This window comes from Brevibacterium sp. LAARM3_SD1, from assembly GCF_057364765.1.
Map to the genome: position 1 here is coordinate 38049 of NZ_JBNFOL010000005.1, position 14528 is coordinate 52576.

11 protein-coding genes are annotated in these 14528 nt (G+C 66.2%); 4 read left to right on the forward strand and 7 right to left on the reverse strand.

What is annotated here, in order from left to right:
* Nucleotides 1-18: 18 nt before the first annotated feature.
* The gene (locus AC2W7L_RS04105; RefSeq protein WP_486003383.1) at nt 19-630 is read left to right on the forward strand and encodes a TetR/AcrR family transcriptional regulator; all 612 of its coding nucleotides are present in this window, start codon (nt 19-21) and stop codon (nt 628-630) included.
* Nucleotides 627-2666 carry an acyl-CoA dehydrogenase family protein gene (locus AC2W7L_RS04110; RefSeq protein WP_486003384.1) on the forward strand — a complete coding sequence of 680 codons (2040 nt, stop codon included), beginning with the start codon at nt 627-629 and terminating at the stop codon, nt 2664-2666. The genes AC2W7L_RS04105 and AC2W7L_RS04110 overlap by 4 nt, the downstream gene beginning before the upstream one ends.
* A 90-nt stretch (nt 2667-2756) precedes the next feature.
* On the opposite strand, the gene metX is transcribed toward AC2W7L_RS04110, so the two are convergent.
* The 7 genes from metX to AC2W7L_RS04145 all read right to left on the reverse strand — a co-directional run bounded on the left by metX (nt 2757) and on the right by AC2W7L_RS04145 (nt 13089).
* Nucleotides 2757-3791, reverse strand: coding sequence for a homoserine O-acetyltransferase MetX (gene metX, locus AC2W7L_RS04115; RefSeq protein ID WP_167196329.1), 1035 nt, complete (start codon nt 3789-3791; stop codon nt 2757-2759).
* Between the two features lies 1 nt (nt 3792).
* Nucleotides 3793-5115, reverse strand: coding sequence for an O-acetylhomoserine aminocarboxypropyltransferase/cysteine synthase family protein (locus AC2W7L_RS04120; RefSeq protein ID WP_486003385.1), 1323 nt, complete (start codon nt 5113-5115; stop codon nt 3793-3795).
* 288 nt (nt 5116-5403) lie between these two features.
* Nucleotides 5404-8865, reverse strand: coding sequence for an error-prone DNA polymerase (locus AC2W7L_RS04125; RefSeq protein WP_486003386.1), 3462 nt, complete (start codon nt 8863-8865; stop codon nt 5404-5406).
* Between the two features lie 14 nt (nt 8866-8879).
* The gene (locus AC2W7L_RS04130) at nt 8880-10529 is read right to left on the reverse strand and encodes a Y-family DNA polymerase (RefSeq protein ID WP_486003387.1); all 1650 of its coding nucleotides are present in this window, start codon (nt 10527-10529) and stop codon (nt 8880-8882) included.
* Nucleotides 10530-10573: 44 nt separating this feature from the next.
* The gene (locus AC2W7L_RS04135) at nt 10574-11311 is read right to left on the reverse strand and encodes a porin (RefSeq protein ID WP_486003388.1); all 738 of its coding nucleotides are present in this window, start codon (nt 11309-11311) and stop codon (nt 10574-10576) included.
* A gap of 39 nt (nt 11312-11350) precedes the next feature.
* Nucleotides 11351-11872, reverse strand: a complete 522-nt coding sequence (locus AC2W7L_RS04140; RefSeq protein WP_486003389.1) for an HNH endonuclease signature motif containing protein — start codon at nt 11870-11872, stop codon at nt 11351-11353.
* Between the two features lie 23 nt (nt 11873-11895).
* Nucleotides 11896-13089 (reverse strand): 13E12 repeat family protein, encoded by a 1194-nt coding sequence (locus AC2W7L_RS04145; RefSeq protein WP_486003390.1) that lies wholly within the window; start codon nt 13087-13089, stop codon nt 11896-11898.
* Between the two features lie 257 nt (nt 13090-13346).
* Between AC2W7L_RS04145 and AC2W7L_RS04150 the strand changes: the two genes are divergently transcribed.
* Nucleotides 13347-14024, forward strand: a complete 678-nt coding sequence (locus AC2W7L_RS04150; RefSeq protein WP_486003391.1) for a class I SAM-dependent methyltransferase — start codon at nt 13347-13349, stop codon at nt 14022-14024.
* 20 nt (nt 14025-14044) lie between these two features.
* Nucleotides 14045-14509, forward strand: coding sequence for a tRNA (cytidine(34)-2'-O)-methyltransferase (locus AC2W7L_RS04155; RefSeq protein ID WP_486003392.1), 465 nt, complete (start codon nt 14045-14047; stop codon nt 14507-14509).
* Nucleotides 14510-14528: the final 19 nt, after the last annotated feature.

The following is a 14528-nucleotide window of genomic DNA, read 5'->3' on the forward strand; positions in this document are numbered from 1 at the left end:
CCTGATACTGTCGGTTACATGAAATCGATCACAGACGGCCGCTCGACGAGGTGGCAGAAGCACCGCGATGAGCGTCGTCGCGAACTTCTGCGCTCTGTGCGGCTCGTCGTCGACGAATACGGCGATGACATGTCGATGGAGCAGATCTCGGACGCGACCGGAACGTCGAAGTCGGTGCTTTACCGATACTTCGCCGACCGGGCGGGTCTGCAGGCAGCCATGGGCGAATGGGCGATGGGCGTCATCGTCCGGTCTCTCGATGAGGCCGCGGCCGCCTCGGCGAAGGGCGAGGGTTCAGCCGCGGCGCAGGAGTCCCTGGCCGCGATGATCCGCGCATTCGTCACGCTCGCCGGGAATTCCCCGAACGTGTATCGCTTCTGCGACACCGCGGTCAACCGGTTCGCGCCCGAGGAGACCGGCGGTTTCTTCAATTCCGTTGCCGGGCAGCTGGCCGAACGCCTCGACCTGAGCGGGGAGCAGGCTCGGCTGTGGTCGGCCGGAGCGATCGGTTTCGTCCGCGCCGCCACCGAGACGTGGCTGTCCCGACCGGACCGGCCCGAGGAATTCGCCACCACCATCACCCATTGGCTCTGGGCAACCCTGCCCGAACAACGAGGAGTAGAACAATGAAGCTGTCTCTTGACCCGAAAGCCATCAACGACGTCCTCGACGGACATTGGGCAGAAGCTCGCCGACTCGGGCGGACCCTGGCCGAAGCGTCGTCGACCCATGACGATCCGGCCGATGATCTCGACACCGCACGGGCGAAGACCCTCGACGGGGTCATGATGATGGCCGAGACCGGACTGCCGATGACAGGGCTGTCACCGGAGATGGGCGGAAAGAACGAACACGCCACGAACGTCGCCGGGTTCGAAGAGACCGTCACGGCCAACCCGAGCCTGCAGATCAAGGCCGGCGTCCAGTTCGGACTCTTCGGCGGAGCGATCCTCCATCTCGGGGATAAGGAACAGCATCAGAAGTGGCTGCTCGACGCTCAGTCCGGCCGTCTGCTGGGTTCGTTCGCGATGACGGAGATCGGGCACGGATCCGATGTGGCGAACGTGGCGACCACCGCCACCTACGATGAGGCGACCGAAGAGTTCGTCATCGAGACCCCCTTCCGGGCCGCAACGAAGGAGTACATCGGCAACGCCGCCCGCGATGCCCGGGCCGCCGTCGTCTTCGCTCAGCTCATCACCAAGGGAGTCAAGCACGGGGTGCATGCCTTCTTCGTGCCCGTCCGCGACGAGGCCGGTGAGCCGATGCCGGGAGTCTCGATCGAAGACGACGGCTACAAGGGCGGGCTCAAGGGAGTCGACAATGGGCGCCTCGCCTTCGACTCCGTGCGGATCCCACGCACGAACCTGCTCAATCGCTATGGAGACGTCACCGCCGACGGCACGTACTCCTCACCCATCGAATCGCCGGGACGCCGCTTCTTCACGATGCTCGGCACTCTGGTCCAGGGCCGCGTCTCGCTCGACGGCGCCTCCGTGGTCGCATCGAAGATCGCCCTCGACATCGCCGTGCGCTACGGACTCGAACGCAAGCAGTTCACGGCCGGCGATGACTTCGCCGAGACGACTCTGCTCGACTACGGCCGGCATCAGCGTCGCCTCATGCCGGCCCTCGCCGCCGTGTACGCCTCGGCGTTCGCGCACGAGAAGCTGCTGACCTCCTTCGAAGAGGTCTTCGCCGGAGCCGATGACTCCGAGGAGAACCGGGCTCTGCTCGAGACCCGGGCGGCTGCGTTCAAGGCCGACTCGACCTGGATGGCGCTCGACGTCATCCAGGAATGCCGTGAGGCCTGCGGCGGTGCCGGATTCATGGCGGAGAACCGCCTCGTGGGGCTGCGCGCCGACCTCGACGTCTATGTCACCTTCGAAGGCGACAACACGGTGCTGCTGCAGCTCGTGGCCAAGCGCCTCCTCGGCGATTATGCGAAGGAATTCGCGAACCTCGACGTCGGCGGAGCCGCCCGCTTCATCGGCACCCAGGCCGCCGAACATACGCTCTACCGCACCGGTCTGGCCAATGCCGGACGGGCGATCTCGGATGCGCTGACCCCGAACCTCGGCGACAAGCGGATCCGTTCGGGACGCCTGCAGCGAACCCTGCTCGAAACGCGTCTGGAGGTCATGGTCGCCGGAGTTGCTCAGGCGCTGCGGCCTGCGACGAAGATGCCGGCCGCGCAGGCGGCCGATCTGTTCAACGTCCACCAGCATGAGCTCATCGAGATGGCACGCGCCTATGTCGAGCTCGAGAAGTGGAAGGCGCTGGACGAGAAGATGAAGGAGCAGACCGACGCCGATCAGGCCAAGGCTTTCCGTCGTCTGCGTGACACCTACGGTCTCGGACTGATCGAGAAGCACATGGCCTGGCACCTCATGTACGGTCGCCTGCCGATGGCGCGTGCACGCCAGATCAACGAGACGCTGAACCGTCTGTGCAAGAAGCTCGCGGCCAATGCCCTCGACCTCGTCGAAGCATTCGGCTACTCGGACGTCCACCGTCGGGCCACCATCGCATCCGGCGTCGAAGCCGAGCGTCAGGCAGAGGCCGCCGACTACTACCGTCGGGCGCGGGCTCGTCAGGACTTCCCGGTCGACGAGAAGCAGCTGCGCAAGGCCACGAAGAAGAAGGCGAAGGCCGCCGCACGGTGACCGCAGGCCCGTGATCCGGGCCCACCAGAAGACCCCCGCAGCGAACGGTCTGCGGGGGTCTTCTGGTGCTTGGGGTGATTCGGAGCCGTCTCAGTCGGCGAGGAAGTCGGCGAGTACCGCGGAGATCTTCTCGGTCTCGGTGAGGAACCCGTCGTGGCCGACCGGGGAGTCGATGATGTGGTGCCGGACCCTCCCGGGCAGCGCCTCGGCGAGGATGCCCACCTGCTCCGGCGGGAACAGCCGGTCCGAGGACACGGAGACGACGAGGTTGTCGGTGCAGGCATCGGCCAGTGCGGTCGTGAGGTCGGAGGACCGGCCTCGGCGCACATCATGGTCGCGCAGGGCACGTGTGAGCACGATGTAGCTGTGCGGGTCGAACCGTGCAGTGAGCTTCTTGGCCTGGTGGTCCAGGTACGAGGTCACCTCGTAGTAGTCCTCCGAACGCAGCCGACGGGAGAAGCGTTCGTTGAGATCGGCATCATTGCGATACGTCAGATGCGCGATCTGCCGGGCCAGGCCGAGGCCGTGGCTGGGAAAGCTGCCGACGGCCGAATAGTCACCGGAATAGTAGTCGGCGTCGAGTTCGATCGCACGTTCCTGCATCATCGCCCAGGCGATCTGGTCGGCTTCGCAGAAAGCCGGTGCGGCGATGACCGCACATTTGCGGACCTTCCGCTTGTCCAGCAGAGCGAACTCCAGCGCTCTGGCACCTCCCATGGATCCGCCGATGACGGCGACCCAGGAGTCGATGCCGAGGATCTGAGCGAGGTTGTGCTCCAGGCGTGCCATATCGCGGATCGAGACCCGAGGGAATCGGGAGCCGTAGGCCAGGCCGTCATCGTAGGTCGACTGCGGCCCGGTCGTGCCCGAGCAGCCCCCGAGGGAGTTCGCGCACACCACGAAGTACTTGTCGGTGTCCACGGCCTCCCCGGGCCCGACGACACCCGCCCACCATTCGGTGACGCGGGTGTCGCCGGTCAGAGCGTGTTCGATGAGGATCGCATTGGACCGGTCGGCGTTGAGGGTGCCGAAGGTCTCATAGGCGATCTCGACCGTGCCGAAGGTGTGCCCCGAGTCCGTGCCGAAGCCCAGGATCCTTTCGACGGAGGTGCTCTGGGTGGTCATCTCAGGCCGCGGCCGACGCCTTCGCCGCTGCCGCTGCGAAGCCCTTGTCGAGGTCGCCGATGATGTCGTCGATGCCTTCGATTCCCACGGACAGACGCACCAGGGCAGGGTTGACTCCGGCGGCCTTCTGAGCTTCCTCGTCGAGCTGAGCGTGCGTGGTCGAAGCCGGGTGGATGACGAGCGAACGAACGTCACCGATGTTCGCCACCAGGGAGTGCAGTTCGAGGGCGTCGACGAAGGCCACAGCCGCGTCGTATCCGCCGGCGATGTCGAAGGCGACCACCGAACCCACACCGTTGGGCAGGTACTTCTTGGCCAGATGGTTCCAGGGGCTCGACTCGAGTCCGGCGTAGGCGACGCGGTCGACCTGGCTGTGTGCCTCAAGGTAGGAAGCGACCTTGTTCGCATTCTCCACGTGGCGTTCGATGCGCAGGCTCAGGGTCTCGATGCCCTGGGCCAGCAGGAACGCGTTCGTCGGGCTGAGCGAGGGTCCGAGGTCGCGCAGGCCCTGCACGCGGGCCTTGAGTCCGAAGGACACGTTGGCTCCGAAGGGTCCGTCGGCGCCGAGGTCACGGGCGAAGACGAGTCCGTTGTAGGAAGCGTCGGGTTCGTTGAAGCCGGGGAACTTCTCCGGCTGTGCGCCGTAGTCGAAGTTGCCGCTGTCGACGAGGACTCCGGCAACGGAGTTGCCGTGGCCGCCGAGGTACTTCGTAGCGGAGTGGAGCACGACGTCGGCACCGAATTCGATCGGACGCACGAGGTAGGGGCTGGCGAGTGTGTTGTCGACGAAGAGCGGCACACCGGCTTCGTGGGCGATTCCGGAGATCGCCTCGATGTCGAGGATGTCCGAGCGCGGGTTCGACACGACCTCGCCGAAGAGGAGCTTCGTGTTGTCCTGGATCGCGTTCTTCCAGGCTGCGTGGTCGTCGACGTCGACGAAGGTGGTTTCGATGCCGAGCTTGCGCAGGGTGACATCGAAGAGGTTGACGGTTCCGCCGTAGAGGCTGGAGCTGGCCACGATGTGGTCACCGGCTCCGGCGACGTTCGTGATCGCGAGGAAGGCCGCGGACTGGCCCGAGGCGGTGAGGACGGCGTGGACGCCGCCTTCGAGATCGGCGATGCGGTTCTCGACGACTTCGTTCGTCGGGTTCGTCAGGCGGCTGTAGACGGGGCCGACGTCGGTCAGCGCAAAGCGCGCCGCGGCGTGGTCGACGTCGTTGAACACGAACGAGGTGGTCTGGTGGATGGGCAGGGCGCGTGAACCGGTGACCGGGTCGGGTGCCTGTCCGGCATGGATCTGACGGGTTTCGAATGCCTGGGTCATGGTGACTCTCCTCTGTGAGTGCGGTGGCGGTGTCGCTGGTTGAGGCGATGTGATGTGTCTACTGTCATCGACTTCTCCGGCTTGCGTCCGCCTGTCTGTCATGTTGGCGTCATCATGTGTCATCTTTCGTCACACCCGGACGTGTTCGTGCGTCACACAGCTGCTCCTGTGTCATACCTGGGCAGGCTGTCTGCAGCTGCCGGCGATGCAGGCTGTCTGCAGCTGGCGGCGATGCCGAGGACACCGGAAATCGGGGTCACGGGGAATCGCGGTCACCGGAAATCGATGTCACCGGAAGTTGCGGGCCTTCGTCGGCAGCTGCACTTCGAGGGGGATGAGTTTGTGCGCGTAGAGGCTCACCACGTCTCCCCCGCGTTGGATGAGCCCGGTGACGACGAGTGCGTTGCGGGAGGTCGCGACCGTGCGGAAGCGCTTCATCAGCCCGGCGGTGGCCACCACATTGAGCATCCCGAATTCGTCCTCGAGGTTGATGAAGGTGATCCCCGAGGCGGTCGCCGGGCGCTGCCGGTGGGTGACGATCGCGGCCACCGTCATCCGGGTTCCGTCCGCGGCCGCCGCCGCATCCGCGGTCGATGAGTATCCGCGGGCGATCAGCGACTCGCGCAGGATCTCCGTGGGGTAGCCGTCGACGGTGATTCCGGTGGAGAAGAGCTCGGCCAAGGTCACGTCGAAGGCGTCCATGGCCGGCAGGGTCGGGGCCGAGTCCACGCTCGCCGTCCCCGGCAGCAGCCCCGGATGGGCACCGGCGACTCCCCCGGCCAGCCACAGCGCCTGCCGTCGGTCGAGGTCGAATCCGGACAGGGCTCCGGCTGTGGCGAGGGATTCCAGGGCCTGTTTGCCGATTCCGGTGCGTTCGGCCAAGTCCGCCACCGAGGTGAACGGCGCGTTGTCGCGTTCGGTCTCGATCACCTCGGCGAAGGAGCCGACATGCGCGACGGTGTCCAGTCCCAAGCGGATCCCCAGCTCCTCCGCCGAGGCGGTGCCCCCGTCCCCGGCCCCCGCCTCGGTGATGGTGTGTCCCGGCTTTCCGGGTTCGACCCGTTCGAGGTCCGTGGCTGCTCGGGACCGGTGGATGTCGACGGGCAGGATCGGCACTTGGTGCCGGCGGGCGTCGGCGATGAGGGACTGCGGGGAGTAGAAGCCCATCGGCTGACTGCGCAGCAGTCCGGCGGTGAAGGCCGCGTGGTGGTGGTATTTGAACCAGGCGGACTGATAGACGAGGTTCGCGAAGCTGATGGCATGCGATTCGGGGAATCCGTAGTTCGCGAAGGCGGCGATGGTGGAGAAGATCGTCTCGGCGGTGTCCTCGTCCACTCCGCGGTCCATGGCTCCGGTGCGGAACTTCTCGGCGAGTTCGGCCATCCGCTTCTCCGACCGACGTGAGCCCATGGCCTGCCGCAGCCGGTCCGCATCGGCCCCGGTGAACCCCCCGACGTCGATGGCCATCTGCATGAGCTGCTCTTGGAACAGGGGGACCCCGCAGGTCTTGGCCAGGGACTTCTCGAGCAGCGGGTGGAGGTATTCGACCTCGTCGAGGCCCTGCCGTCTGCGGATATAAGGGTGGACGGAGCCGCCTTGGATCGGCCCCGGTCGGATGAGAGCGACTTGAACGGCCAGGTCGTAGAACGTCGTCGGTCGCAGTCGGGGCAGAGTGGCCAGCTGAGCACGGGATTCGACTTGGAAGACCCCTATCGCATCGGCTCGGCAGAGCATCTCGTAGACGGCTTCGTCGTCGTCATCGATCTCCGCCCGGTCGATGAGGACCCCGGTGTGGCGGTGGACGAGCCCGACCATCTCGTGCAGGGCGGTGAGCATGCCCAGGCCGAGCAGGTCGAACTTCACCAGGTCCATGGCCGCGCAGTCGTCCTTGTCCCATTGGACGACGGTGCGGTGGCCCATCGTCGCCTTCTCGATCGGCACGACTTCGCCGATGGCGCGGTCAGCGAGGATCATCCCGCCGGAGTGGATGCCCAGATGGCGCGGGGAGCCGAGCAGATCCTCGGCGACGTCGAGCACCGGGGCGGGCACCGGTGAGTCCGCGGCATCGGGCAGGCTCGACCACCGGTTGCTCGACTTCGAGAACGCATCCTGCTGTCCGGGGGCATAGCCGAGGCTGAAGGCGGCGTCCCGGATCGCCGATTTCGCACGGTAGGTGATGACATTGGCGACCTGGGCGGCCCGGTCGCGGCCGAAATGGTCGTAGACGTATTGGATGACCTCTTCGCGGCGGCCGGATTCGATGTCGATGTCGATGTCCGGGTACCCCTTGCGGTCCGGGGACAGGAACCGGTCGAAGAGCAGTCCGTGTTTGACGGCGTCGACGGCGGTGATGCCCAGGACGTAGCAGACCGCGGAGTTCGCCGCCGATCCCCGCCCTTGGCAGAAGATGCCCATATGGCGGCAGAATTCGGTGATGTCGAAGACGATGAGGAAGTATCCGCAGAATCCCAGCTGCGCGATCATGTCCATCTCCCGGTCCAGCTGTTCCCAGGCCCGGGGGTTCTCGGCTCGGGTTCCGTAGCGGGTGCGGCCGCGTTCGGCGATGAGGCCGCGCAGATACGTCTCCCCCTCGGTCTCATCGGGCATCGGAGCCTTCGGCAGATCGGGTCGGGCAGAGGAGAGGACGAAGGAGCATTCCCGACCGATCCGCACCGCATTGTCCAGGGCCTGCCGAGGGAAGCGTGCGAGCATCTCCTCACCGGTATGGATGCGTGCGCTCGCCGTCGCCGGCAGCCATCCGGCCAGTTCGTCCAGGGACTTCCGCGACCGCACCGAGGCGCGCACTTGGGCCGACTTCCACGCGGCCCGAGTGGCGAAGTGGACGGCATTGCTGGCCATGACCGGCAGACCCGCCCGCTGTGCCAGATCGCCGAAGTGGCGCAGCCGTTCGTCGTCATCCGGGGTTCCGTCCCGGCTGAGTTCGACGGCGACCCGGTCGGATCCGAAGAGTGCGGTGAGTTCGCGCAGAGCGCTGAGCCCGCCGTCATCGTCGCCCAACGCTCGTCGCAGCGGACCTTTGCGGCAGCCGGTGAGGATCATCCAGTCGCCGTCCTTTGCCGCGAGCTCTTCGAGGTCGAAGAGAGGGCGGTTCTTCTCACCGCGCAGGTTCGCCTCGGTAATGGCCTGAGAGAGCTGGTGATAGCCCTCGACGCTGCGGGCGAGGACAAGCAGGTGGGTGGCGTCGGGATCGGTCTGGCCGGGGATCTTCTCGGTCAGCCCGATGGACAGCTCGGAGCCGAACACGGTGTCCAGCCCCACCTCGGCGGCGGCGTGGGCGAAGCGGACGGCTCCGTAGAGTCCGTTGTGGTCGGTCAGCGCCAGGGAGCTCAGCCCGGCGGCGGCACCGGCGGCGACGAGGTCTTCGGGGTCGGAGGCTCCGTCGAGAAAGCTGAACTGGGAATGCACATGCAGCTCCGCCCAATCCACGCTGCTCCGGCACAGCAGCGGTCCGCTGCCGGGGCTTTGAGCGCCGCCGGTGTCTTTCGGCCCCTGATAGCGGCTGAGTCTGTCCGAACCGCCGGGACCGACCGAGACCTGGTAGCGGTCGGGGCGGGAGAACGCCGGGGCGTCGGAACCGTCGGCGTGCTTATCGACCGGGTGATCGGCCGGCTGGTCCACGGGCGGCTTGGCAGCGGACAGCTTATCGACGACCGGCTTGTCGACGTCGTCCTTGCCTTCGAGGCGGCGGGCCAGCTTCGACCACGGTGTGCGCGGGTTCGAGAATCCCATCGGGTCTCCTCCTCTCAGGTGGGGTTGCCGGTCAGCGGTAGCGGCCCGTGAGGTACCACTGGCCGCGTTCTTTGCTCAGCAGGAGAGCACGACCGGTATCGGTGACCACCTGCAGACGGGTCCGGTAGACGGCTCGGCTCGGGTCCCACCATCCGGATTCGATGGGCCAGGAACCGGAGTAGTCGGTGATGCTCTCGGTCTGCCCGGTGGGGAATCTGATCGTCGCCGGCGCCGCACCCAGCCCGAGGGCGTGCCTCCACCGGTGATCCGTCGGCGGCGAGCACGTCGACGGCGGAGTGTTCGACGGTCGTCGGACGGGGCGCGTGCAGGGCCCCGGGCCAGGGCGCGGCAGGACTGCGCTCGGGGGCGGCCGTCTGCTGCCACGGGGTCCACAGGTTCGTCTCGGCGGGGTCCCACCCGCCTTGGAGTCCCGGAACCAGGACGGCATCGGGACCGAACAGTCCCTGCAGACGCTCGAGCGTATGGGTGATCTGCCCGGTGTTCTCGTCGAACAGACTGCGCGTGGCACCGATCGGGGTGGTCAGTTCGGCCGCGATGAGACGCAGCGCGATGATGCCGTCCTCGGAGAAGTCCTCGGCATCGGGTGCCGGTTCGTCGACGATGTCGAGCGCCTGCGGGTCAGCCTGTTCCGTGCCGGAGTCCTGATTCGGGCCGGGGCGTCCGGCCCCGGCGCTCACTCCGGCCAGCCAGCCTTCGGCCTGCCACCGCAGACGGTCGGCGATCGCGTTCTCCTGCATGTCCTCGATCCGCCAGGTCCGGGACGAGGACTGGCCGGCCGCGGCATCGAGTTCGATCGTGATCTGGGTGCAGACCAGCCCTTGCCTGCGCACCTTCCCCAGCAGATCTGCGCCGAGCTGGCGGGCGAGGAAGCCGAGGGTGTCGCTGCGGGTTGTCGGGGCATCAAGGTCGAGTTCGACCTCGAGCTGTTCGCCCCGGACATGATCGGCGAGCGGGGCTCCTGCCCGCCCGGAGGCCAGGTCGTGCAGATGCCGACCGAAGGCACCGAAGCGCGCGTTCACGTCTTTGGCCTCGAGACGGGCGAAGTCACCGAGGGTGCGCAGCCCCAGCTGCAGGAAGACCTCGATCAGTGCGGTCGCCTCGGCGCCGGCGTATTCCAAGGTGGTGATCGGCTGGGCGGAGAGGAAGTCCACGGTCTGCCCGGGTTCGACCCGACGCGCCTGCCCGGCGGCGAGGACCGCGGCGAAGACGGTGTCGGCGATTCCGGGGAAGAACTCCCACCCGGTGTCGGCGACGAGAGCCGAGACCAGAGTCTCGACAGCACTGGCTTCGTCGGCGTAGCCGTGTCTGAGCGAGTCGAGGGGGATCGCCAATGTGCCCGGGCTGAGCAGGGTGAACCGGGCGACGAGGCCTTCGAGGGCACCGACCCCGGCGCTGAAATGTCGGTTGTCTGCCTCTTCGTCCCAGACCGCGACGTGGGCTTCCGGACAGCGGTATCCCACGGCGCGCTTGTTGTTCCCGGCGGTGATTCCGGCGGCACGGGCAGGAGCATTGGCGGCGATCACCCCGCCCGCGTGGAGGACCGCGACAGGACGGCCCGGAGCGATATCGTGTTCGACCGCTGCGGCCACCGCCGGCCAGTCGGGCACGGTGAGCACGAGGGTGCGGCCGGACTCATCCGACATGGCTGATCACCTTCCGCAGCTGCGTGATCGCCGACCACCGAGGATCATCGGCCGTGTCCGCGTTCGTGTCCGTGTCCTCTGCAGGAACGGCGCGTGCTTCGGCTGCCACGTTCGCAGTCCCTGCGGAGCCCCCGCCTGCCACCACTTCCAGCGTCCCGCGGGACGCTGGTGGGAGTCCCTGATGGTCCCGGCAGCAGGAACCGGTGGGTTCCCGTCTGTGAACGAGCACGGACGAGGCAGGACTGCAGACGTCCGCGACCATGTTCGGCACCCGACCAGCGGGTGTCGGTGATCTCGATCTGCTCCGTGCTGCCGGACATGGGGCGGAGGCTGATGAGGCTCATCCGCCGTTCACGGATCTTCGCCAGGAGTCGGGCCCGTTCGGAAGCGCTCGGGGCGAAGCCGGGGTCGACGAGGATGATGTCGAAGGACTCGATGAGGATCGAGGCCACTCGCAGCCAGTCCTCACCGGGAGTCGCGAGGTTGACGAAATGGTCGAGGTCCACACCGAGGTCGGCGATCGAGGACACGGACGGCTCGCCGAGTCCGATGCCGGCACACCACTTCTGCTCCCGGGTCGCCGCAGCGATCGTCGCCAGCCCGCAGCTCAGCGACAGCCCACCGGTGACGGTGACGAGTTCCCCACGCGGCAGGCCGCCGCGACGGAACAGCGGAGAGAGCACAGGATCCACCGGATGGGGTGGGATCTTATCGAACAGCGCCGCAGCCGTGGAGATCCCCGTCTCCCGGCTGAGCTGTTCGATGACTGGTGCTGCTGACATGACATCCATTATCGAACTGGTGTTCTAAATTGGCAAGATTCAGGCAGCCGCATTCTTCTCCCGGGCGTGTCGCCATTCGGCTTCGAACATCCATGCGATACAGAGGCCGAGGTCAAAGCCGTAACCGCCACCGACGGTGCCAGGATCGGCCGCTTTCGTGATCTTCTTGACCTCGGCGACGCGAACCGCTGTGTTGAACATCATCCGTCCCCTCACTCGACTTTCCAGAGGAAGCAGCTGAGAGCCGTCGGGCAGGTAGAAGGCAAAGGCGGCGGGACCGCGCATCGCTCCGGCGAAGTCCGCTCCGGTGCGTTCGATGCGCAGCTGGTACTTGTGCACCACGGTGTGGTGACGACGGCAGAGCAGGATGAGATTGTCCATGTCCGTCGCCCCTCCCTGCGACCAGGGGCGGATGTGGTGGGCGTCGCATCGTCGGCGGCTCCGGCAGCCGGGGAACTGGCAGCAGACATCGCGCACACTCAGAGCCAGTCGCTGCCGCCTGCTCACCAGACGCTTCGACCGCCCGAGCATGAGGACGTCGCCTCCGGAGTCCTTGATCACCCCGCTGATGAGAGCCTCGCAGCTCAGACGCTCCGCCGTCGCTGCAGTGATGCCTCCGAATCCCTCGATCCGACGAGTCGTGTCCGCGCGCTCTTTCTGCGTCCCGCGGGGACGTCTTCCTCGTACGTCGCCCCCGTCAGCATGTCCGCCCTGGACTTCCCTCCGGCAGGTATCCCCGCGGGGACACCAGTTTCGGTCGCGGCCCTTGCGGGGATGCTCACCATCGGAGGCTCAAAAGCCGGGGCGGCCTCCACTGTGGCGCCGCTGCGGGTGATCACCTCGGCGGAGGCGTGGACGAGCAGGCGGGCACGGTCGGCATCGACCGAACCGGCGGGCGCAGCGCGAGGGAAAGCCCGGATGACCTCCATCAGGCACATCACCTGGGAGACCGGCTCGTACGGCACTTCCCCAGCACTGTTTTCGACTTCATCCTCCGCACCGGACTCTGCCGTCTCGCCCACCTCGGCGATAGGGCGCTCGAGAACCTGACGGGCAGCGTCGAGCATTGTGGCGATCTCCGCCGCTTCATCCTCCTCGAGCTCGGTCGTGATGCGAGTGCGCCCTGGCCCCACCTGACGCATGCTCACACTGTCCTGAGCCAGATACAACGGGAACGGGCCGTTGTCGATCTTGTCGGCCAGCTGCTGATAGTTCTGCGAGATCCGACTGATCTGGCTGCCGGTGGCAAGTGTGGCCAGACGCAGCGCCTCATCGTCGCCGATCCGCTCCCCCAGCCGGGTCACCTCCCTCACCTTTGAGAAGCTGACATCACCGCCCGCCAAACTCTTCTTCACCTTCGGCATCTCCCGCAGCGCCCTCATCACACGCACATACTCGCGAGCCGTGTGCATACTCACGGACGCCACATGCATCACCCACTCGGTCAGGGTCTTCACCCCGACCCATTCCGCCCACAGTCCCCGCCTTTCGACCTCGTCGATGAGGGCGATGACGCGTGCATGGCAGAACGAGATGCATGAGATGTTGCGCCGAATGTCATCCACGATCTGCGCACAGGTGAGGGTGCTGAGATCTACGTCGTCCGCGGATCCCCCATAGTCTTTCGAATCGACGCTCAGCCCATCGAGTTCCGCGGCCTTCGCTGCACGCGGTCGCACCGTCTCCCCCGAGGTCGAATCCGGCGCTGCTGCCTCCCTCGAGCGCCTTGCCCTCTCCACGATCACATCCCATGAATCGCCCCGTTCTTCGTTGCGCATGGCTCCCCTCCCCGCGGCCTTCCGGCCCTCCGGCTCCGCAGCCCCCATGACCGCCGACCGTGCCATCACTCTAGAACTCGGCGCTGACACGAGAATCTCTCTTATCCCTCTTTCCACTCATCATTCATTCCATAGATTCGATTCGTTTTCGTTTCCGATGGTGACACTCGCACACCCGACCCGGGCCACCGGTGCCGTGTCCAGACAACGTGCCCAGACGATGAGTCAGCGACGGCGCATCCGGGTAGGGTGACGTCATGACCGACGAAGCCCACGAGACCAGTACGCACGAATCCTCGACGCGTGATTCCTATGACGCGATCGCCCAGACCTACACGGAATGGATCGCCGATGAGCTCACCGCGAAACCTCATGACCGCGCAGTGCTCGGAGCCTTCTCCGAACTCGTCCTCGGCACCGGTTCAGCCGCGGTCCTCGACATGGGCTGCGGTCCGGGTCGCATCACTTCGTTCCTCGCCGCCCTCGGACTCGGACCGCGCGGACTCGACCTCTCTCCTGCCATGGTCGAACTCGCTCGGGGCCTCTATCCGACGCTTCCGTTCGACGTCGGATCGATGACCGCACTGCCCTATGCCGATGATTCCTTCTCCGGTCTCGTCGCCTGGTATTCGACCATCCACATCCCCGATGAGGAGCTTTCAACCGTCTTCGCCGAGGCGGCTCGCGTCCTTCGTCCGGGCGGCTGGTTCCAGCTGGCGTTTCAGCTCGGCGATCGAGTCGATCACTTCTCCGATCTCGCAGGCTTCGACGTCGACCTCGACTTCCACCGACGCTCGATCGATAACGTGCTCACCGCTCTTGCCCCTCATGGTTTCGTTCCGGCCACCCGTCTCGAACGCGAACCCGATCGGGCAGGCCGCTTTCCGGAGACGACTGGGCAGGGGTACCTCCTCGTGCGTAAGGCCAGTCTCTGAGGTGAGAAGATGAAGGGGATATGAATATCGACATCGTCTTCCATACTCCCGAGATCCCCGGCAACACCGGAAACGCCATCCGGCTTGCCGCGGTCACCGGGGCCCATCTTCATCTCGTCGAGCCCCTCGGCTTCGATCTCTCCGATGCGAAGCTGCGCCGCGCCGGGCTCGACTATCACGACCTCGCCCATGTCACCGTCCATCCATCGATCGACGAACTGTGGAGCCACCTCGGTGAGCGTCGGGTGATCGCGTTCAGCACGCACACGGACAATTCCTTCGCCGAGGTCGAATACCAAGACGGCGACGTCCTCCTCTTCGGGTGCGAGTCGACGGGGCTGCCCGACGAGGTCATCAACGACGACCATGTGGACATGGCGGTGCGGATCCCGATGTTGCCAGCCCGTCGTTCGCTCAACCTGGCGAATTCGGCATCCATCGCCATCTACGAAGCCTGGCGTCAGCACGGCTACGCAGGGGCCTGAACCCGCGTAGACTTCTTCG